Source organism: Streptomyces sp. NH27 (genome assembly GCF_056859195.1).
The window spans coordinates 1-19,759 of the sequence record NZ_JACEGK010000076.1 but is presented as its reverse complement, the minus strand read 5'-3'; the positions used below and the strand labels follow the sequence as shown (position 1 = coordinate 19,759).

Annotated in this window: 18 protein-coding genes and 3 pseudogenes; 10 read left to right on the top strand and 11 right to left on the bottom strand. The window is 71.7% G+C overall.

Features of this window, described 5'->3' with window-relative positions; translation table 11 throughout:
• Positions 1–62 precede the first annotated feature (62 nt).
• The 3 genes and pseudogenes from istA to istB form a co-directional block, all read left to right on the top strand.
• Positions 63–950 (top strand): annotated as a pseudogene (istA, locus tag AC13HU_RS09300) (IS21 family transposase); the annotation flags it as partial.
• Complete coding sequence (locus AC13HU_RS09295; protein WP_483041301.1) at positions 911–1,480, top strand: Mu transposase domain-containing protein; 570 nt, start codon at positions 911–913, stop codon at positions 1,478–1,480. The pseudogene istA and the gene AC13HU_RS09295, both read left to right, overlap by 40 nt.
• Positions 1,477–2,208 (top strand): IS21-like element helper ATPase IstB, encoded by a 732-nt coding sequence (gene istB / locus AC13HU_RS09290; RefSeq protein ID WP_483041300.1) that lies wholly within the window; start codon positions 1,477–1,479, stop codon positions 2,206–2,208. The genes AC13HU_RS09295 and istB overlap by 4 nt, the downstream gene beginning before the upstream one ends.
• On the opposite strand, the gene AC13HU_RS09285 is transcribed toward istB, so the two are convergent.
• Both AC13HU_RS09285 and AC13HU_RS09280 read right to left on the bottom strand, forming a co-directional pair.
• Positions 2,144–2,524 (bottom strand): hypothetical protein, encoded by a 381-nt coding sequence (locus AC13HU_RS09285; protein ID WP_483041299.1) that lies wholly within the window; start codon positions 2,522–2,524, stop codon positions 2,144–2,146. The genes istB and AC13HU_RS09285 overlap by 65 nt on opposite strands.
• A 1-nt stretch (position 2,525) precedes the next feature.
• On the bottom strand, positions 2,526–3,512 hold the full coding sequence (locus AC13HU_RS09280; protein ID WP_483041298.1) for a tyrosine-type recombinase/integrase: 987 nt from the start codon (positions 3,510–3,512) through the stop codon (positions 2,526–2,528).
• A gap of 60 nt (positions 3,513–3,572) precedes the next feature.
• Between AC13HU_RS09280 and AC13HU_RS09275 the strand changes: the two genes are divergently transcribed.
• A complete protein-coding gene (locus AC13HU_RS09275) occupies positions 3,573–3,743 on the top strand; it encodes a hypothetical protein (protein WP_483041297.1) in 171 nt (56 codons plus the stop codon).
• 328 nt (positions 3,744–4,071) lie between these two features.
• Here AC13HU_RS09275 and AC13HU_RS09270 read toward each other — a convergent pair whose 3' ends face one another.
• A complete protein-coding gene (locus AC13HU_RS09270) occupies positions 4,072–4,494 on the bottom strand; it encodes a helix-turn-helix domain-containing protein (protein ID WP_483041296.1) in 423 nt (140 codons plus the stop codon).
• On the bottom strand, positions 4,491–5,561 hold the full coding sequence (locus tag AC13HU_RS09265; protein WP_483041295.1) for a tyrosine-type recombinase/integrase: 1,071 nt from the start codon (positions 5,559–5,561) through the stop codon (positions 4,491–4,493). Before AC13HU_RS09265 ends, AC13HU_RS09270 begins: the two co-directional genes overlap by 4 nt.
• A 139-nt stretch (positions 5,562–5,700) precedes the next feature.
• Here AC13HU_RS09265 and AC13HU_RS09260 point away from each other — a divergent pair.
• Positions 5,701–5,850: pseudogene (locus AC13HU_RS09260) on the top strand (ATP-binding protein); the annotation flags it as partial.
• Between the two features lie 22 nt (positions 5,851–5,872).
• Here AC13HU_RS09260 and AC13HU_RS09255 read toward each other — a convergent pair.
• Positions 5,873–6,316 (bottom strand): hypothetical protein, encoded by a 444-nt coding sequence (locus AC13HU_RS09255; protein ID WP_483041294.1) that lies wholly within the window; start codon positions 6,314–6,316, stop codon positions 5,873–5,875.
• A gap of 58 nt (positions 6,317–6,374) precedes the next feature.
• Here AC13HU_RS09255 and AC13HU_RS09250 point away from each other — a divergent pair.
• Positions 6,375–6,682, top strand: a pseudogene (locus AC13HU_RS09250) (transposase family protein).
• Between the two features lie 277 nt (positions 6,683–6,959).
• Here the strand turns inward: AC13HU_RS09250 and AC13HU_RS09245 are convergent.
• Positions 6,960–7,139: a hypothetical protein gene (locus AC13HU_RS09245; RefSeq protein ID WP_483041293.1), complete on the bottom strand. Its 180-nt coding sequence runs from the start codon at positions 7,137–7,139 to the stop codon at positions 6,960–6,962.
• A gap of 54 nt (positions 7,140–7,193) precedes the next feature.
• Positions 7,194–8,084: a phosphotransferase family protein gene (locus AC13HU_RS09240; protein ID WP_483041292.1), complete on the bottom strand. Its 891-nt coding sequence runs from the start codon at positions 8,082–8,084 to the stop codon at positions 7,194–7,196.
• 543 nt (positions 8,085–8,627) lie between these two features.
• Between AC13HU_RS09240 and AC13HU_RS09235 the strand changes: the two genes are divergently transcribed.
• The 4 genes from AC13HU_RS09235 to AC13HU_RS09220 all read left to right on the top strand — a co-directional run bounded on the left by AC13HU_RS09235 (position 8,628) and on the right by AC13HU_RS09220 (position 11,807).
• A complete protein-coding gene (locus AC13HU_RS09235) occupies positions 8,628–9,845 on the top strand; it encodes a helix-turn-helix domain-containing protein (RefSeq protein ID WP_483041291.1) in 1,218 nt (405 codons plus the stop codon).
• Positions 9,846–10,003: 158 nt separating this feature from the next.
• Entirely contained in the window at positions 10,004–10,243 is a 240-nt protein-coding gene (locus AC13HU_RS09230; protein ID WP_483041290.1) for a hypothetical protein, read from the top strand.
• Between the two features lie 154 nt (positions 10,244–10,397).
• Complete coding sequence (locus AC13HU_RS09225; protein ID WP_483041289.1) at positions 10,398–10,847, top strand: DUF6907 domain-containing protein; 450 nt, start codon at positions 10,398–10,400, stop codon at positions 10,845–10,847.
• A gap of 66 nt (positions 10,848–10,913) precedes the next feature.
• Positions 10,914–11,807, top strand: coding sequence for a helix-turn-helix domain-containing protein (locus AC13HU_RS09220; RefSeq protein ID WP_483041288.1), 894 nt, complete (start codon positions 10,914–10,916; stop codon positions 11,805–11,807).
• 39 nt (positions 11,808–11,846) lie between these two features.
• On the opposite strand, the gene AC13HU_RS09215 is transcribed toward AC13HU_RS09220, so the two are convergent.
• The 4 genes from AC13HU_RS09215 to AC13HU_RS09200 form a co-directional block, all read right to left on the bottom strand.
• Positions 11,847–15,017: a discoidin domain-containing protein gene (locus AC13HU_RS09215; protein ID WP_483041287.1), complete on the bottom strand. Its 3,171-nt coding sequence runs from the start codon at positions 15,015–15,017 to the stop codon at positions 11,847–11,849.
• 696 nt (positions 15,018–15,713) lie between these two features.
• Positions 15,714–16,583, bottom strand: coding sequence for an aldo/keto reductase (locus AC13HU_RS09210; protein WP_483041286.1), 870 nt, complete (start codon positions 16,581–16,583; stop codon positions 15,714–15,716).
• Positions 16,584–16,806: 223 nt separating this feature from the next.
• Entirely contained in the window at positions 16,807–18,549 is a 1,743-nt protein-coding gene (locus AC13HU_RS09205; protein ID WP_483041285.1) for an ABC transporter ATP-binding protein, read from the bottom strand.
• The coding region (locus AC13HU_RS09200) for an ATP-binding cassette domain-containing protein (protein WP_483041284.1) at positions 18,549–19,759 on the bottom strand (1,211 nt) is incomplete at its 5' end. The genes AC13HU_RS09205 and AC13HU_RS09200, both read right to left, overlap by 1 nt.

Below are 19,759 nucleotides of genomic sequence, written 5' to 3'. Positions count from 1 at the left end.
GGGTGGGGGTGGGGCCGTGAGTCTGCTGCTGTCGGTTCGGGGCAGCAGGGAGGCGGCTGACGGTGGTTTTGGATCCGCGTCGTTGGTTGGAGTTGCGGCGGTTTCGTCCGCTGTACGAGTCCGGTGCGATAAGCCTGCGGGAGATCGCGAAGGAGACCGGCCTCAACCGCCGGACGGTCGGGAAGTACCTCAAGGACTGTGCTCCGGCCGCGCCGCCGAAGAGGGAGCCGGGTGTTCACCGGCCGCGGCGGGTGGTGGATGAGGTCGCGCCGCTGATCGATGCGATGCTTAGGTCGGAGGTCCTGCTCAAGGGCAGCGTGATCCACGAGCGCCTGGTTCAGGAGTACGGGGTCGGCATCAACTACCAGCGGGTGAAGTTCTATCTGCAGGAGGCTCGGCCGCGGATTGCGGAGGAGCTGGGGATCAGCCCGGGTGATCTGGCGGGTCTGCACCGGCGGTTCGAGGTGGTGCCGGGTGCTCGGGCTCAGGTCGACTGGGGCGATGAGGGCAAGATCCTCGCCCATGTGGGTGTCCCGAAGGTCTACTCCTTCCACATGACGCTGTCGTACTCGCGCGACCCGTTCTGCTGCTTCACCACCGGCCAGGATCTGGCGACGTTCTTCGACTGCCATCGGGCCGCGTTCGCGCATTTCGGCGGGGTGCCGATGAGCATCGTCTACGACCGGACGAAGACGGTCGTGCGCCGGCACGTTGCTCCGGGCGAGGCTGTTCCGCTGCATCCGGAGGCGGTCGCCTTCGCCGGGCACTACGACTTCGACCTCGATGTGCTGGCCGCCTACCGCCCTCAGGGCAAGGGCCGGGTCGAGCGGCAGGTCGGCATCGTCCGCGACCACGTCCTGGCCGGGCGGGCCTTCTCTTCGATCGAGGAGTTGAACGCCGCCTTCACGGCCTGGGTCCCGTTGCGGCGAGCGAAGGTCCACGGCACTCACGGCGAGGTCATCGGGCACCGGGCCGCACGCGACCATGCGGCCCTGCGACCGCTGCCGAAGGCCCCCTACGCGGTCACCAGCGGCATCTGCGGCACGTCGGCAAGGACTGCCTGGTCGCGTTCGACGCGAACCTCTACTCGGTGCCGGCCCGGAAGGTCCGTCCGCGTCAACTGGTGGAGATCCGGGCCACGAAGTCCCAGGTCAGCCTGCACTCTACCGTTCCCGACAGGAGTGGCCAGACGCTGCTGGCCGCCCATGCGCGGGCGGTCGGCCGCGGGGCCCGCATCGTGGACGAGAGGCACTGGGACGGCCTGCCCACCGGAGCCGGTCGGCGCGTCACCACAAGCGATGCTCCGCCGTCACCCCGCTGCAGCCAGTCCCTCGGGCCGGAGACCGGGCCGCTGCAGGCCCTGCTGAACCGGGCCGCCGCGGCAAGTATCGAGGTCGGCCGCCGACCGCTGTCGGTCTATGACGAGCTGACCGGCACCCGCCCCTTCAATTCCACTGCGCCGAAGAAGGAAGCCCGTTGAGCGAGCTGACCAGTACCCGAATCCGCACCGCCGCCTCCAAGCTGGGCCTGCCGCACCTGGCCGAGGCGCTCAACCAGTACGTCCAGCGGGCGGACGAGGCCAAGACGGGCTACCTCGACCTGCTCGACCTGGTGCTGTCCGAAGAACTCACCGTCCGCGACGACCGCCGTTTCCGCCAGAACCTGCGGCTGTCGAAGCTGCCGCACCACAAGACGCTGGACGACTACGACTTCTCCTTCCAGCCCGACCTCGACCCGCGCAAGATCAAGGACCTGGCCACCTTGTCCTTCCTTGAGGACAAGGCCAACGTCGCCCTGCTCGGGCCGCCCGGAGTCGGCAAGACCCACATCGCGGTCGCGCTCGCGGTCGCCGCCTGCCGGGCCGGCCATTCGATCTACTTCACGAGCCTCGACGACATGGTCCGCCACCTCAAAGCCGCCGAGGAGCAAGGCCGGCTGATCAGCAAGCTCGGCACCTACCTGCGGCCCAGCGTCCTGGTCGTCGATGAGGTCGGCTATCAGCCCCTCGAACGCGCGGAAGCCAACCTGGTCTTCCAGGTCATCTCCAAGCGCTACGAGAAGGGCTCCATCATCCTGACCTCCAACAAGACCTTCAGCAAAGCGCACATGTTCCGGCGAACCCGTGCGAGGTGCCGCCGAAACTTCACGGGTTCGATCTGCGTGCGGTCCGGAAGTCTTGGTACTCGTCGCAGACGATGCCTTGGTTGACCCAGCGCTCGGGGTCGGCGGCGAGTTCGCGCTCGGCCAACTGCAGGGCTTCCTCGGGGGTGGGCAGGACGGCGATCTCGCGGCCCCAAGTCTCGTCGTCGGGGTCCAGGGGCGGGAACTGGGTGATGTCGAGGAAGGTGTCGGCGCCGACGTCCTCGACCTCGCTCAGGTAGATGGTGACGCCCGTCGGGCCGGGGCCGAGAGCGATCCAGCGGAGCCCGGGCCGGCCGTCGATTTCGATGGCGCCGAGGAACTGTTCGATCTGCTTCCCGCGCCGGAGGGCTCCGAGGGCGAAGGCGGGGGTGAGGTGCCGCATGTCAGTTCCTCTGCTGGTGCTCGCCGGGCAGGCGACCGGGATCGATGTGATCAGCAAGGTAGATGAGGCTGGCCTGGGGGTCCATGCCGAAGGCCGCGGCGACGAGCTTGGGGTCCAGGGTGTTGACGAGCTCGACGAGCCGGGTGCCGCGGATCATCCGGGGCGGATAGCCGCAGGCGTCAAGGACGTGGGAAAGGTAGGCCGTTGAAGCAGCCGCCCGACTGACCTTCGTTCCCTTGGTGACCATGACGTGGGGGTTCTGCGTCGGCCAGCCGGCCCGGTGGGCGAGGCATCGTTGCAGCACTGCCCAGGAGGCGGGGTCGAGCGGGACTGGGTACGGCCGTTTTCCGAGCCGGACTGCTCGCGCGGTCGCGTCGATGTCGCTGACCTGCAGTATGCGGACCTCCGCGCTGGAGGCGCCGTGGAGGAGGGCGAGCATGCCGAGCAGGGCTTCGTGGGGATGGACTTCGTCGTCGCGTGTCCACCGGCGGAACAGGTCACGCTGCTGGTCGAGGGTGAGGGTCCGGCCTCGGTATCCGTTGCTCTCCTTCGCGGTCAGTCCGCGGGTTGGATCGACGAGGACCAGGTGCTGCGCGCGGGCGAAGCCGAAGAACTGCCGCAGCGCGGTCAGTCGGCGCTTGCGCCCGTTTGGCAGGGTGGCCAGGAAGGCCTCGACGTCATGGACGTCGACCAGAGCCCAGTCGCTCTTGCCGCGCTGATCTACGAGGAAGACTGCCAGGTCGCGCATGGTGGCGAGGGCGGCCTCCAGGGTGAGGTTGCTGCGGGGGCGGGTGCCGGCTCGACGGGCCCGGTCGTGGGCCCGCATCCGGGAGGTGTCGAAGGCGGCGACAGCCGGGCGGAGGAGTTCGGGGACGGCGTCGACGCGGCGCTTGCGCCGTCCGGCGGCGAGCCGCTCGGCCTGGTCGGTGGGCAGCGCCAAGCCGTGGGCCGTGAAGAAGTCCTCCACGGTGCGGGCGAAGGTGCCCATGGACCGCCCGGGCCGGCGGGACCTCTCCAGCAGGGCCTGGGGCGAGTTGGAGTGGCCGTCTTGCAGAAGTCGGCCCAGCTCGGTGATGAAGCTGCAGGCTCGGGCGACGCAGTGGCGGGCAGCAACATGGGCGACGAACTCGTCCAGCCATCGCGGTGGGTCGGCGAGGCGGTCGCGCAGGTTCTCGCCGCGGATGAACGGCCGTCCGGGGTGTCGTTGCCAGCACGGTGAGCACAGTCCCAGCCCGGCATGCCGACGTAGTTCGCCGGACTCGCGGCAGGCCCGGGGAGGCTGTTTCTGCTGCCGCGGCCTGGGGCACGATCCGCACCAGCCGGTCGCCTCGCGCAGGAATCCGGGCTTGCTGCAGCGCGGGCAGGGCGTCTTCGCGGCTTGGGCATCCTCTCTGCGGTGGCAGGCCCGGCACAGACGGTTGCCGGCGACGCGGACCGGGTGGCCGCACTGTTCGCAGACGCGTGAGCAGATGACGCACCGGCCGGTGTCCGCTTGCAGGACCCGGTCTTGCCGCAGGCCGGGCAGGTCTGCTTCGCGGCCTGTTCCTTCAGCGACCGCCAGCACAGGCAGCAGTGCTGGCGGTCAAGATAGCCGACTGGGGCACCGCAGGTGACGCAGTCCCGTTGCTTCTTGCCCATAGTGAAGTCCGCAGGTCACAGGGGGGCATCGACCGGCCCCGGGCAGATGCCGCGGCCTTGGGCTGGGATGCTGCCAGGCGAGGCGGGGTCACTGGCCGTTCGATCGGGGTGGTGTCGACTTCGATGAGGTCGTTCGGGGTGCACTCCAGCGCGGTGCACAACGCGGCGAGCGTCGACATCTTCACCTGCGAGGGCTCCTTGGTGAACAGCGCGGACACCGACGCCGAGGACAGTTCCAGGCCGGCCTTGTCGGCCAGCAGCCGCCGCAGCTCGGTCCCGGTCCAGACCTCACGCTGGGCCGCGGCCATCCGCAGCCGCCATCGGATCTTCATGCCGTGGTGTCCTTCCCGGTCAGCTCGGCCAGAGTGCCAGCGACCGCCCGCTGATAGGCGTCCTCGATGAACGTCGCGGAGGGCCGGACATAACGCATGGTCGAGCTGACCGTCCAGTGACCGAGCATCTGCTGGATGGCCACCAGGTCGACGCCGCGCTCGTAGTTGTGAGTCGCGCAGGCCCGCCGCAGGGCATGCGGGCTGAACCGCACGGCCGGCGGCCGACCTTCGAGGCCCATGAGATAGCGCAGCCGGTTGCGGATCGTCCCGCGGTGCAGTGGGCCACCGGACTCGTCCGCGAACAGCACCGGCGAGTCGGGGAACTTGCCTCGCACGTCCTCCAGGAACCATCGCAGCACCAGGTCCAGGCCATCGAGCATCGGCACCCAGCGCGGCCGGGGCCCGGAGGTGTGGGCGCCCTTGCCGAAGTGGACGTGGAGTTTGCCGAACGGGCCGCGGGTGAAGTGGAGGTCCGGCGTCTCAAGCAGCGATGCCTCCTCCGAGCGGAGCCCGGCGTGATACAGCGTCCGGAACAGTGCGTAGTCACGGGCGGCCGGGCCGTTCTTCCTCGCGGTCGCGATCCGCTGCTTCATGAAGTCGAAGAACTCGTTCACCCGCTCCGGGGTCGGTGGCGGCAGCAGGGCCGGGGAGTCGTCACCGACATGCCGCGACGCGTTGAACTCATCGACCGGGCAGACCAGTCGGACCCCGAACGCGGCCTCGATCTCTGCGGCCTTACGTGCTTGGAGGAACCGGTGGAACCCCTTGAAGATCTGCACATACTCGCGGCGCGTCGACGTCGCCCTGCCCTTGACTGCGAGATCGCCGACGACGCGGTCGATGTCCTCGGGCGTCACATCCCACGCCGGCCGCCCCAGCGCGGCGAGCGTCCGCTCCAGCAGGCCGATGTCGTTCTCGACGGTCACCGGGCTGAACCCGCGGGCCCGCCAGGAGGCGACGAACGCGTCCACGCACGCCGCCTGGAAGAGCCAAGGGTCCGTGACCAGCGGCCCCTTCGGAACACCACCGCCCGCGATGACCTGCAACCTCGCCTCGGCCAGCGGCACACCTTCCTCGCGCCTGAACTCTCAAGGCAGCACCTGGAAAACCTGAGCACCACCACGAGATCCAACGAGGACCGCAGGAGGAGGAAACGGCCAGGTGGCAGCGGCAACTCCCGCGAGGGACCAAGTACCAGCCCCAGATGAATGGGGCCAGGTCTTCGGCGACGAGGTCCTGGCCACTGCGATCCTCGACCGCCTCCTACACCACTGCGAGGTCGTCTCGATCAACGGCAACAGCTACCGACTCAAGAACCGCCTGGCCGCCATCGAACGGAAAACCGACGTCGCCTGAGCCGTCGAACGGCTTCAGGCTGTCACTGGAGCACAGAGGCCGCATCATCGCTCTGTGCCTGGTAAACGGTCACGATCGCGGCCACAGCATCGACTTCGATCGGTCCCGCGATCCTCAGCCAGACCAGTTCCGGCAGGCCCTCGGAGCGATCGAGTCGGCCGACCGCCTCGGTGGGCCAGGGCAACGGCAGCTCCGGCAGATGGATGAGGGAGATCCCATCGATGAAGGAGCCACCCAGTCCGGGTTCCCACGGGCGAACCGAGTAGAGATTGGACAGCGAGACCACCACATCGGGCTTCCGCGGCCCCTCGCGCAGCCATACGTCCAGTGTGTTGTCCTTGCGGTCCTCGTTGGACTCGTCCAACGAGACGCGCTCGATGAAGTAGCTGATGCAGGACTCCAACGTCCGCGCCGCATTCGTGCAACGGTTCTTGAAGGCGTCAGTCGCCCCATGCTCGTCGGCCACGACACGAGACTACGGCCAGTGGAACGGTCCATGAGAGCGGCTTCGCCGAGACCAGTCAGTGGTGCACACAACTCCGTACGCGCTGGAGCACTCCGATAAGTACGCGGACACCACCCTGACCGACCTCGGCTACGAGAACGCCGCAGATGGCTTCCCCCACCCGGTCAAGAGGCCCAAGCGCGGCGAACTTGCCGAGCCCGACAAGGCGTTCAACGCCGTGATGCGCGGCGTCCACGCCCTCGCCGATCGTGCCAACGCACTGCTGAAGGTCACCTTCAAGGCCCTGCTCCGGGCAGCCTCGAACCTGCGGCCATCACCCGGATCGCCCGCGCCGCACTCGTCCTGAGGTTGCTCCGATGCTGCTGACCCAGACACGCAAGGGCCCGGCCTCGGGGCCCGTCCCGGTCCGCGCCGAAGATCCCCGCGCCGTGTCCAGGTCTGACAGCGAGACAACCCCCGGGCTGCCGTCGGAAAGGAATTCCTCGATGACCGGTCCGAGATCCTCGGAGGGAACATAGGCGCCGCCGAACGGCAACTCATCCGGAAGCACCGATCCGGTCGAACACCGCAGCTGTCCGGCCATCTTGTCGTGCCACACGTAGAACGTCGCCGGCCCTGAAACCCCCATGCGGCGAACCCGTCCTCACAGCGCCTCCGCAGTCGACTCGAAAGCAGCCGCCACCTCGGCGACGGACAAGGACTTCCTGTCCTCCGCGTTCGCCCCCAGCCACCAGGTATTGGTCTCCCGCTCCACCTGACGGTCGATCGGTTCCTTGGACGAGGGCTCTTCCGCCACCTCGGCGATCCATGTCAGCAGCACCACAGCAGTATCCCTGCACGCGTCAAGGCACGCGCCGGCCGCCACAGAAACGGCGGGTCAGGCGGCCGCGGTCCAGTGCCAGGGGCGGGGGCCGTGGTGGCCGCGGAGGCAGCCGAGCCGGTGCTGGGCCTGGGGGAGCGCGGCGGGGTTCCGGTCGGCTATCTGGAAGGCGTAGGTGACCATGCGGAGTTCGCGGATGCCGCGGAGGGTCGGGTAGCCGGGCCATGCGCGGACGTCCTGGCCGTAGGCGGCGCAGAAGTCGCGGTATTCGGCCGGGGTGAGGGCGCCGGTGGTGTCGACGCCGATCGCGCTGGAGGTGAGGTCCCACTCGGGGCGGCCGAGCGAGGTGCGTTCGAAGTCGAGCAGGATGCGCCGGCCGTCGTCGGTGACCGCGCAGTTGCCGCCCCAGGCGTCACCGTGGACGACGCACAGCGGTCGGCCGGGCGGCAGGCGGTCCCAGGCGTCGCGGAGTTGGGCGTGGCGGTCGTGGAGGAACTTCCGGTCGGCGTCGGTGAGGCTGCGAGCGGCGTCGATCCTCTCCGCGAGCCGGACGAACGGGTCGGCGGTGCCGAGCGCGATGCCGTCGGGCAGCGGGAGGTCGTGGAGGCGGCGCAGGAGCGGCGCGAGGTCGACGGCGGTGCCGGCGCGGTGGCGGGGGAGTTCGTGCCAGTAGGTGGCGGGGCGGCCCGCGGCGTCGCGGGGCTGGTCGATGGGCAGCGGGCGGACGGCGGGTATCTCCTGGTCGGCCAGCCAGCGTGCGACGGCGACTTCGCGGGCGGCTGCGGTGTCCTGGCCGGGGCGGGCGATCCGTACGACCACGCCGGTGGCGGTGCGCCACAGGTCGTTCTCGGCGAGGCGAACGGGGCTCGCCCCCGCGGTGGGCAGCCCGGCGGCTTCCGCGGCGGCGCGGAAGTACGGCAGTGCGTCGTCGAGGCGCTGGCCGCTCATGCGGTGGCGGTGAAGTCGCGGGGGTGACCTTCGTCCTGGTGCGCGTACGCCTCTCGCATGCGGTCCCAATCCTTTTCCGGGGATCAGCATGGACCCCTGGCCGATGGCGCACGCGGGTTCCGTACGGCCCCAGTTCGCGTGCCGAGGACGACGCGATGTCGAGCCGCGCCGCCTTGCTCGCCCCCATACTGCGCCTGCGGTCCGGGCTTCCACCCGGAGATCGTCGAGACGACCACGATCGACGCGCCACCCGAAGCCTGCGGGTGAGGGGTGGCACAGGCGGCGAGCCAGCAAGGTGGCCGACGTTGTGGACCAGTCCCGGGGCGTGGTTCCGCCGAGATCCTGGCCCCGGGCGCCCCCGCGCCGGCGACGACGCCGTCAAGGCCGCCGGGCGAGGCAGCGACAGAGGGCACGGGTTGCTCCCATGCTCCGGCACAGCGACATCCAGAGGCGGGTGAAGAACTCGTCGTCGGCAGCCGGCGAACGGTCGTTCGTGGGGGGCCGGGCGTACCGTGGGATCAGCATCCTCTGGCGGGGGTTCACATGGCACATGACACGACCATCGGCGACCGCATCCGAGCGTTGCGGGACTTCCGCGATGTGACGCAGGAACAGCTCGCGGTGCGGGCGGGCTGCTCGGTGGACACGATTCGCAAACTGGAGCAGGGCGTACGGAGCACGGCGAGCCTGGCCACGCTGCGTGCGCTGGCCCGCGCACTGGACGTCGAGCTGGAGCGGCTGCTCGGCCAGCCCACCGTGACCAGCACCAGCCCGGACGACGGCGGTCTGCTCGACCTGCGCGACGCCATCCAGGACATCGGGTCCTTGCCCGGCCTCGCTGACGATCTCGCCGACGACGCACCGGACGCCGAGGCGTGGATGGCCGCGGTCGGCAGCGCGACCGCGCTCTACTGGCAGGGCGGCTACTCGGAGTTGTCCGGGGTGCTGCCGCTGCTGTTGCGGGACGGTCGGGCGGTCACCCGGGACGCCACCGGGCCCGGCGCCGAGCGAGTGTGGGCGCGGCTCGCGCTGGCCTACCAGCTCGCCGCGTCGCTGGCCACGCAGTCAGGTCACCCGGACTGGGCGTTCCAGGCGGTTGAGCGGCAACTCGTCGCGGCCGAGCGCGCGTCCGACCCGCTGATGTCCGGTATGGGCGTGTCCACGCTGTCGTGGGTGCTGCTCCGGCAAGGGCGGTGGGAGCAGGCGCAGGCCGTGGCCGAGCGGAAGGCGGACGAGATCGAGCCGGGGTTTCGCCACGCGAGCCCGCGGCATCTCGCGGTGTACGGGAATCTGCTGATCGCGGCGGCGACTCCGGCGGCCCGCCGGGACCAGCATGACGACGCGGCCGAGATGCTGCGGGTGGCCGAGGCGGCGGCGGTGCGGTCCGGGCCGACACGGGCGTACGGCAGCGCGTTCAGTGTGACGGACGTGCAGACGCAGGCGGTGAACGTGGCGCTCGCCGGTGCGAGCCCGCGACCGGGCGACGCGTTGACGTTGGCCCAGCGCGTGGATCTCGGTGCGATCTCCCGGCCGGTGCACGCCGCGAGCCACCGCGTGGACGTGGCGCAGGCGCAGCACCAGGCCGGCGACTGCGACGGGTCGCTGGCGACGCTGTTGGAGGTCGAGCGGCAGCAACCGGAGTGGATCAGGTACCAGACCGCCGCGGCCGCCACGGTGCGGGACATGCTGGAGGCCGAGCGGCGCCGGAACTCCCCGTTGCGCGGGCTCGCGTCCCGGATCGGCGTCGACCCGACGTTATGAGGTAGGGCGTGCTGTCCTACCTTGCGGCTGAACCGGCCCTGGACTGGTGATGTCCGTCCCTGTGACGCGATGGGCACGCTGCGTAGCGTGGTTGTTACGAGCGCTGCCGTCACACTCCCATCAGGACGACGGCGCCGCGTACACCGCATGGAGCCGTTATGCCGATGCCCAACACGTTGAAAGCAGGCCTGACCGACGTTCAGCACGTCGCCATGGACCTGCGGCGACTTCTGCGCGACCTCGGCACGGACGAGCAGGTGCTCCGGCGCGTGATGCCGCTCACCGACCTTGATGGCGCTGAGTTCGTGCACACGCCGCCACTGCCGGTGGAGGTCGTACAGCACCTTGTGCGCCTGCTGCCGGCGCCCCCTGCGCCCAGACGGGTGGACCTTCGGTGAGCGCCCGCCCGGCCCGTATGGCGGCAACTCGCTTCCGCACCCGGCACGTTCCCACCTCCCCCATCACGACAAGGAAGCCCGCGCGATGAGTCCCGCTGTCCCGTCCCCGCACGCACACACCCTCCTGCCCGCCGGCTTATCGGCTCCCGGACCCGTGCGGCGCTGGGCGATCACCACAACCGACGGTCAGAGCCGCAGTGGCTATCTGCCCCCGTGGGCGACTGACGACCCGAGCGAACAAGGCGTGGCGCCGGGGGAGTTGGGTGAGCGGCTGGCCGACGTCAACCACTACGTGGAGTTCGCGGGGCGGACCGTCTCGGTCTACGCGCCCGGCGGCGGGGAGCCGTTGGTGCGGGACGAGGAGATCCTGCACGGCAGCATCGACTGCAACCCCTACGCGCCCAGGGACGAGCCGCGCATTCCCGTGGTCAACATCCGTCTGTCCGACCAGAGCTGGCTCACCGACCTCGGACCCGAGGATCTGGCCGGGCTCGCCGCCCAACTGCGGGAGCAGGCCCGCCGATTGGACTACAAGGTCCGCCCCGCGCTCATCGCCGCCCGCGACGACTGGGCGGCCCACCACCCGCCGGTACCCGACGCATAGAGCCGGCCGCGTGCCGAGGCACGTACACCCACCACCAATGCCGACACCTCAGCGAAGGAATCCGTGATGGCCAGCAGTGACAGCGAAGTCGGCGGGAGCAGGGGCACCCGGAAGGTGGTCATCGACTGGGAGTGGTTATCGGCGCGGGAGTTGTACGCCAGCGAGTTGGCCTGTCGGCGGCAGCAGGCGGGGCTGACGTTGATGGAACTCGCGGGGCTGTGCATGTACGAGCAGTCGTATCTGCACCGGCTGGAGCGGGGGCAGCGCCTGGGCACCGTGGAGGCGGCTGCCGCGCTGGACAAGGTGTACGGCACCGGCGACCTCCTGGTGAAGCTGTGGCACCTGGCCAAACGCGAGGCGAAGGACCGCCCGTTCCTCGGACTTGCCCCGTTGGAGGCGGACGCGGTGAGCGTCCAGGAGTACGCGGTCAGCGCCATCCCCTACCTCCTCCAGACCCGCGCCTACGCCGAGGAGCAACTGAGTACCGTCCGCCCGCACCGGGTCAAGGAGTTGGGCGCCCAGGTCGCCGCACGGCTGAAGCGGCAGGACCGTCTGACCGGCCCGAACCCCGTCCATTACCGCGCGTTGATCGACGAGGCCGTACTACGGCGCAAAGCCCGCGACCCCCACACCTGGACCGCCCAACTGGAACACCTCATCGAGACCGCCCAGCAACCGGATGTCTCCCTGCACGTCGTCCCGTTCGGCACCGGACCCCACCACATCCGCAGCTGCCTGGAACTCATCTTCTTCCAGGACGGCCACACCGTCGCCTACACCCAAAGCAGTTGGAGCGGCCACCTCGTCGAAGAACCCGAAGACGTCGAACCCCTACGCCTCGCCTACGACCTGCTCCGCGACACCGCCCTCACGCCGGCGGACTCCCTGACCTTCCTCCGCACCACGCTGGACGAGCACGCCGCGCCCGGGGCAGGCGGCAGCGGGGACCAGGCGCCGTGAGCACGGCACGCCTCGTCCCCGCCGCCAAACGCAGGCGACCTACTTCGCGCCGGTCACCGAAAGGGACACCAGGCGGGCGGCGCCGTTCGGGGAACCGTGCGGAGCACCGTCCGGCACCGCGAGCGCGACGTAGCGCGCGGAGCCCTTCAGCCGCAGGGACGAGGTCGCGCGGGCGGGCAGCGTACCGGCCTGCTGGTAGGTCAGCCCGTCCCCGCTGGTCTCGACCCGCGCCGCGGGCACGCGCCCACCGGTCCAGCGAGCCGTGACCGTGCCGAGCGGGACGACCGCGCCGAGGTCGACGACCATGCGCCCGCCCGCCCCCGGCGTCCACGAGGTGTGCGGGTCGCCGTCCACCGCGGCGGCCGGGGAGGACATGCCCGGGGGCAGCGGCGACGTCGGGAAGGTGACGCGGCCGAGCGCGAGGTCGTCCAGCGGATACGGCGCGGCCCCGGGCAGAGCGACCGTGCGGGCGCGCCCCGAGCGGAGCGTGACCCGGACCGTACGGCCACCGGGAGCGGCGACCTCCACCCGGCAGGAAGGCCCGCGCAGCACCACGGTCGCGGCGTCGCGCACCTCGGCGGTCAGCCCCGCCGGGAGATGCCCCGAGGCGGCCCGCAGCACGGCCCTCGCGGGCGCCAACTGGGCTCCAGCCGCACCAAGTTCGGCTCGGAAGGAGGTGCCGTGCGCCGTCACCGTCTGGCTGCCCGCGTACAAGGTGACCGCGCGGGTGTCCTGCGCCAGCGCCACCTGCGCGGTCACCGCGGAGCCCGAGAGGTTGAACAGGCTCAGGTGGCCGCCGGCCGTGGAGGCGCGCACCGCGTCGTGGTCGGTGCTCGGCGCCGGGCGCGCGGCCGCGGCCCGCACCGCCGCCGGGCTGCCGTCCGGCACGCCCTCGACGAGCAGCGGCTCGGCCGGGCCGTCCGAGAGGATCAGCGTGTCGCCGTACACCGACAGCGGGTTGGCCGCGCCGCGGACCACGAACCCGGCCCGGCCGTCGACGCTGATCCAGTCGCCCCGGCCGGTCAGGTCCGCGGGCGGGTAGGCGACCAGGTCCGTCCAGGCCGAGCCGTCCACCGAGCCCTGCACGGTGTACGCCTGCCCGGCCGCGGCCTCCCAGCTCAGCGTGACGCGGTCCACCGTGGCCGCCGTGCCGAGGTCGACCTCCAGCCAGCTGTCGCCGCGGGCGCGGTCGGCGACCGATACCGCCCAGCGGGTGGCCGGATCGCCGTCCACGGCCAGTGCCGCGCCCTTGCCGCTGTCCGCCGAGGACGCGGTGGCGGTGCCGCCCTGTGCCAGATCGGCACCCGAAGCACCGTCGCGGACCTCGAACGCGTAGACGGAGTAGCCGTATTGGGGGTTGCCGCGCCGGCCCTGCATCCGCAGGTAGCGATAACTACCCGCGGTGAACGTCAGGTTGTCGGTGCGCGGTCCGGACGTCGGGTGCCCGGCCTTGCCGCTGTCGACCGAGGGGACGGTGACCGAACCGTCGGCGGTGGTGTACGTACGGCTGCCGTCCAGGCCCGCGACGCCGGGCATGGTCAGGTTGAAGACCTCGATGTGGCCCTCGCCGGTGCCGGTACCCGCGGTGGCGTAGACGACCTCGCCGCCGGGCAGCGTGCTGAAGCCCGCGTACCCGCTGTCCAGGGCGAGCAGCACCGCGGACCCGTCGAGGCCGTCCCGCAGTTCGGTGTACGTGGCGACGTTGCGGCCGGTGACCTTGCCCGCCGTGGTCGGCAGGAACATCGGCGTGCTGCCGCTGAGCGAGAACAGCCAGTCGTCGTGCGCGGGCTGCCAGCAGAACTTCACGAAGCCCGGCTTGGTGACGGAGGCCGCCCAGGCGTTCGGCGTCTGGTGGGCGACCAGGCCCGGGCCGGTGCCGAAGTCGGTGACGCCGGAGGCCAGGCGGAACAGTTCCTCGGCGGTGAGCGCGGTGACGCTCTCGCGCTGCGCGGCCCGCCACTCGTGCAGCAGGTAGCTGATGGCGACTTCGGCGCGCGCCTCGGGCTCGTACTTCGGCTCCCCGGAGAACTTGGTGATCCGGTCCGCCGGGGCGTACGCCTGATACGCCGTCAGCCGCTCGGCGAGCGCGGTCTCGGCGCGTGCGGCGGCCCGGTCGCCCAGCACCTGGGCGAGGAACGCGACGGGGATCACGTCCCGCCCGTACAGGTGCTCGCGGTCGTTGACCATCGGCATCAGCGGCTCGCCGGCGTCGCTCATCACGGTGAGCAGGGACGTCCACAGCCGGTCGGCGTTGGGCTGGGCGGCGAGGACCTCGGGCAGGGGCCGGCCGGCGGTCAGGAAGTGGGCGGTGTTGCGGCCCGAGGTGCGCCACAACTCGCACTGGTAGTGCGGCCCGAACGAGCCGTGGTTCTCGACGATGAAGGTGTCGTAGAGGTTCTGCGCGGTGTTGTCGCTGATCGCGACGCCGTCCACGACCGTCGGGTTGGCGAGGTCGGCGGCGGGCAGGCCGGTCTCGTTGCGGCTCCACTTGCCGTACCACGACGCCCAGTCGGGGTAGCTCGCGTCGTCCGACGCCCACGCCAGGGCGGGCGCCAGGGACTGCGCGTAGACGCCCATCTCCTCCAGCTTGGTGTCGCCGACGTGGTTGCCGAGCAGCCCGTCGGGCGTCCAGTCCCCGGACAGCGGGTCGTTGCCCGTGCCCAACGACGTGGTGTACGCGGCCTGTTGGCGCACGATCGCATCCACGTCCGCCTGCGTCGCGGCGTCCAGCTGGTCCCACAGCAGGCGCGCGGCGAGCACGAAGTACAGCTGGAAGGTGGTGTCGAAGAAGAGCGTCTTGCCCCATTCTGCGCCGCCGGTAAGGCGGTTGGAGCCGGCGAAGTGGGCGATCGTGGCGAGGGTGCGCGAGCGCAGGGTGTCCTCGTCGATGCCGGTGACGGTGGCGTCGTAGCCGCCGCGGGTCAGCAGCAGGGCGTGGCCCAGCACGACGGCGAACCCGAAGTCGGTGGCCGTGTAGTGGCCGGCCGCCTCGTCCCACTGCGTCTCGGTCCAGCGGGTGTGCCGCAGCAACACCTGGTGGTAGGTGGCCGCGATCGCGTCCGGCGGGCTGCTCGACGGTTCGATCCCGCCGGCCGCCGGCTTCGCGTCCCCGGTCGCCGCGCGCGCCGGCGACGCGGCCGCCACCGTCGCCGAGCCGGCCGCCAACGCCGCGGTGATCCCGGCCAGTTGGGTGAACCGGCGCCGGCTCATGGGGGAGGTGTGGTGCTGCACGGTGACTCCATCCTCGACATGGGACGCCGGCGCGCTATGCGACAACGTTGTCAGGTGCGGGCCATTCTTCGCATCGCCTCGCGACACCGTCAACCCCCGTGCGGAGGTGGGCGACCAAGCGCGGTGGGCGACCACATGGCGGCGTCCGCGGCGCGGCGCGCGGCGCGGTCTGCGGCGCGGCCTGGCCCGGGGGATCGGCGAGAAAGTTTTCCGGATGGCACGCATGAGGGCGTGGCGGCGGGGCAGGCGGAGGTCAGCCCTTGCAGGGGACTCGCAAGGGAGGGTCCGATCGGTGACACGTCAGCCGAGCCGGCGGACCCCACGACCGGCGGCGCACCCCCCGCGGTGCCGGTCCGCGCCCGGCCGCCGACTTGCCCCCCAGGATGGCGGCCGGGCCCCAACTGCGCATGCCAGCAAGTCGGTTGCCTTCGTACGGCGGGGCGTCCGCCGGGTCCGTACGACGTCCCGTCGGCGGCCTCGTACGGCGGCGCGTCGGCCGACGGCTGCCGCGGCACGAACGGCCGGCCCCGTACCCACGGCGAAGGCCGGGACCAGGAAGCTCCTGGTCCCCGGCCTTCGCCGGATACGGGTCACACGGCATCGCGCAGGCCACACGGGCCACGCGGATCACGCAGGCCGACCGGGCCAACGGGCCACACGACGGTTCGCCCGGGATCAGCCGACCGCGTCGGTCAGCTCCGCGAACTCCGCGTCGGTAAGCGCCAGTTCGGCCGCCGCGATGTTGTCGTCCAGGTGCGCCACCGAGGACGTGCCCGGGATCGGCAGCATCACGGGGGAGCGGCGCAGCAGCCAGGCGAGGGCGAGCTGGGAGGGGCTCGCGCCGTGCCGCTCGGCCAGTTCGGCGAGCGGCCCGCCGGGCTTGGCCAGCTCGCCGGTGGCCAGCGGGAACCACGGGATGAAGGCGATGCCCTGCGCCTCGGCGTGGTCGAGCAGCTTCTCCGCGGACCGGTTGGCCAGGTTGTACAGGTTCTGCACCGACGCGATCTCGGCGACCGCCCGGGCCGCCTCCAGCTGGTCCACATCGACCTCGGAGAGCCCGATGTGCGCGATCTTGCCCTCCTCCTGGAGCAGCTTCAGCTCGCCCACCTGCTCCTCCAGCGGCACCTTCGGGTCGATCCGGTGCAACTGGAAGAGCGGGATCCGGTCCAGGCCCAGGTGCCGCAGGCTCATCTCGGCCTGCTGCCGCAGGTACTCCGGCCGCCCGACCGGCCGCCAGTCGTTCGGTCCGGACCGGGTCAGCCCCGCCTTCGTGGCGATCACCAGGTCCGCGGGGTACGGATGCAGCGCCTTGCGGATCAGCTGCTCGGCCACCACCGGCCCGTACGAGTCGGCGGTGTCGATGAAGTCGACGCCCGACTCGACGGCCCGCCGCAGCACTCGCACCGCCTCGTCGGGGTCCTTCGGGTCACCCCACACCCCGGGCCCGGTCAACTGCATCGAGCCGAACCCCAGGCGGGTGACCGGCAGTTCCCCGGACAGGGAGAACGTTCCGGACGCCTTGGCGGGCCGGGTCTGCGTGCTCACGATGAAATGCTCCTTCCGCGGATGCCCCGGCCTGACCCGGTGCACGCCGCTGGGACGGTGTCCGTGCGACCGGTTCCCCCGGTCACACCACAGGTGCAACCGCGTAACCGGCGTCCGGTATTCCGGAGGTCGGTATCCCGTCGATTCCGCGGCCCGGCGATGTGTTCGCGGCCTTCGGCGGTGTGCGCGGCGGCGCGGCCCGTGGTGGGGGCGGTCGTACGGGCTACTCCTGGCCGCCGTGCCAGGACGACCAGAGCGCGGCGTAGGCGCCCCGGGCCGCGACGAGTTCGTCGTGGGTGCCGAGTTCGGTGAGCCGGCCGCCCTCCATCACGGCCACCCGGTCCGCGTCGTGGGCGGTGTGCAGACGGTGCGCGATGGCGATCACGGTACGGCCGCGCAGCACGCTCGCCAGCGCGCGCTCGGTGTGGCGGGCGGTGGTCGGGTCGAGCAGCGCGGTCGCCTCGTCGAGGATCAGCGTGTGCGGATCGGCCAACACGACACGCGCCAGGGCGAGTTGCTGGGCCTGCGAGCCGTCCGTCCGGTGCCCCCCGTCGCCCACGGCGGTGTCCAGGCCGTCCGGCAGCTCTTCGACCCAGTCCGCCCCCACGGCCGCCAGCGCCGCGAGAAGTTCGTCGTCCCGCGCGGCGGGCGCGGCGATCAGCAGGTTGTCCCGGACCGTGCCGAGGAACACGTGGTGCTCCTGGGTGACCAGCACGACATGGCGGCGCAGTTGCTCCGGGTCCAGGGCGGCGACCGGGACCCGGCCCACGGTCACCGAGCCCGCGTCCGGGGCGTCGATCCCCGCCAGCAGCCGGCTCAACGTGGTCTTGCCGGCGCCCGAGGGGCCGACGAGCGCGAGCCGTTCGCCGGGACGTACGGTCAGGTCGACGCCCCGCACCACCTCGGCCCCGCCGGCGTAGGAGTAACGGGCGCCGACGACGTCGATCCGGTCGTCGACGGGGGAGCGGGCCGTCTGCGGCGCGACCCGCGCGGCGTTGCCCAGCCCCTCGACCCGGGCGAACGACGCGCTGCTGCTCTGCAACTGCTCGACCCACATCAAGATCGCGTCCAGCGGCTCGGACAGCTGCCGCAGATACAGCGCCGCGCTGATCACCGCGCCCAGGCTCATCACGCCGTGCGCGTGCAGCAGACCGCCGATCATCAGCACCGCGACCACGGGGATGACGTACGAGATGTCCACCGCGGGGAAGAACACCGTGCGGAGGTTGAGCGTACGGGTCCGGGCCCGGCGGGAGACCTCGATCGCGTCGCGGCTCGCCGCGACCCGCATCTCCTCCAGCCCGAACGCCTCGACGGTCCGCGCGCCCGTGACCGTGGCGGCGAGGATCTCGGTGACCGCCGAGTTGGCCGCACCCTCCGCGAGGTAGGCGGCGCGCGCCCGGCGCAGGTACCAGCGCAGTGCGAACCAGATCCCGACCAGGCCGAGCAGGCCGCAGCAGCCGAGCAGCGGATCGAGCACGAAGACCGCGCCGAGGATGAACAGCGCCTGGACCAGGGCGATCAGCACCTCGGGTGCCGCGTCGCGGAGTGTGGTGCCGACCATGGCCACGTCGGTGGTGCCGCGTGCGGTCAGGTCGCCGCTGCCGGCGCGTTCCACCACCGAGGCCGGCAACGTCAGCGCGCGGTCGACGAACTGCTCGCGGACACGGGCGAGGGTGCGCTCGCCGAAACGGTGACCGAGGTAGCGGGCATAGCGCGCGAGCAGGAACTGCGCTCCCGCGAACAGCAGGATGACGAGCGCCAGCCGGTTCACGGCGCTCACCTCGCCGCCCTTCTGCACCTCGTCCACGATCCGGCCGACCAGCCACGGCCCGACGAGTCCGGCCGCGGCGGCCATCGCGTTGAGGGCGAGCACGGCGGCGAACGCCCGGCCGTCGGATCGGATCAGCCGCCCGGCCGCCCGCCCCACGGCGGACGGTTCCGCGATCGGCAGGTGCCCGGCCATCAGACCACCTCCCCGAACCGCTCGTCGGCACCGCCGCAGGAGCGGCCCCCGGCCGCCCCGCCGATGTCGCACCCGTCCGCGTGGGGTGGGCCGTTGTCGGCGTCGCCGTGTGTGCGGGGCCGGGTGCCGCTGGCGGGTGGGCCTTCGTCGGGTGGTTCCACGTCGGCTCGGCCGGTGCCGGCCGCATTCGTCCCGGCCGTGGTTGTGCGGGCGGTCTTCGTACTGCCCGCGTCCTGGTCCGTCGCGTCCGCACCGTCAGCCGCGTCAGTCGCGTCGGTGCTCGCCGTGTCCGTAACACCCGCACCACCCGCCTCCGCGGCCGCCTCACGTGGCGCGGGGATCTGCGGGTCGTCGGCCTCGGTCTCGGCCTCGGCCGAGCTGCGGTCGACCAGTGAGCGGTAGCCGGCTTCGCGGCGGAGCAGGTCGCGGTGGCTGCCGGAGGCGGCGACCTTGCCGTCGACCAGGTAGTGCACGGTGTCGGCCTGGTCGAGGAGGACCGGCGAGGTGCCGGTGACCACGGTGGTCCGGCCGGTGCGTGCCGCGCGGAGCCGGGCCGCGACGGCCGCCTCGGTGTGCGCGTCGAGCGCGGAGGTCGGCTCGACCGCCATCAGCACCTCGGGTTCGGCCAGCAACGCCCGCACCAGGCGGATGCGCTGGCGCTGGCCGCCGGAGAGGTTGCGGGCCTGGGCGTCCATGGCGGTGCCGAGCCCGTCGGGCAGCCCGGCGACGATGTCCTGCGCGGCGGCGGCGTGTACGGCCCGGGCGATCGCCTCGTCGGCGCGGTGGCGGTGGCCGGAGACCATGTCGCGCAGCGGCCCGGCGAACAGGTCCGCCTCGTTGTCGGCGATCAGGATGCGGTCGCGGACCTGCGCCGCCGCGACGTCGTCGAGCCGGACCGACCCCCAGGTCACGGACCCGGCCCGGAACCCGCCGAGCCGGTCCACCACTTCGGCCGACTCGGCGGGCCGGGCGCTGACCAGCGCGGTGAGCGCGCCCGGCGCCACCTCGACACCCGAGTCCTGGTCGCGCAGCGCGGACGGAGCGGCGGGCGGGTCCGCACTGGCCTGCCGCACGGCGGAGTCGGGCACCAGGGACAGGAAGCCGACCACCCGCTTCGCGGCGACCAGCCCGCGCGTGATGTCGTAACCGCACTCGATGAAGAACGCGACCGGCACCACCAGCACCGCCACGTAGCCGTAGACCCCGACGA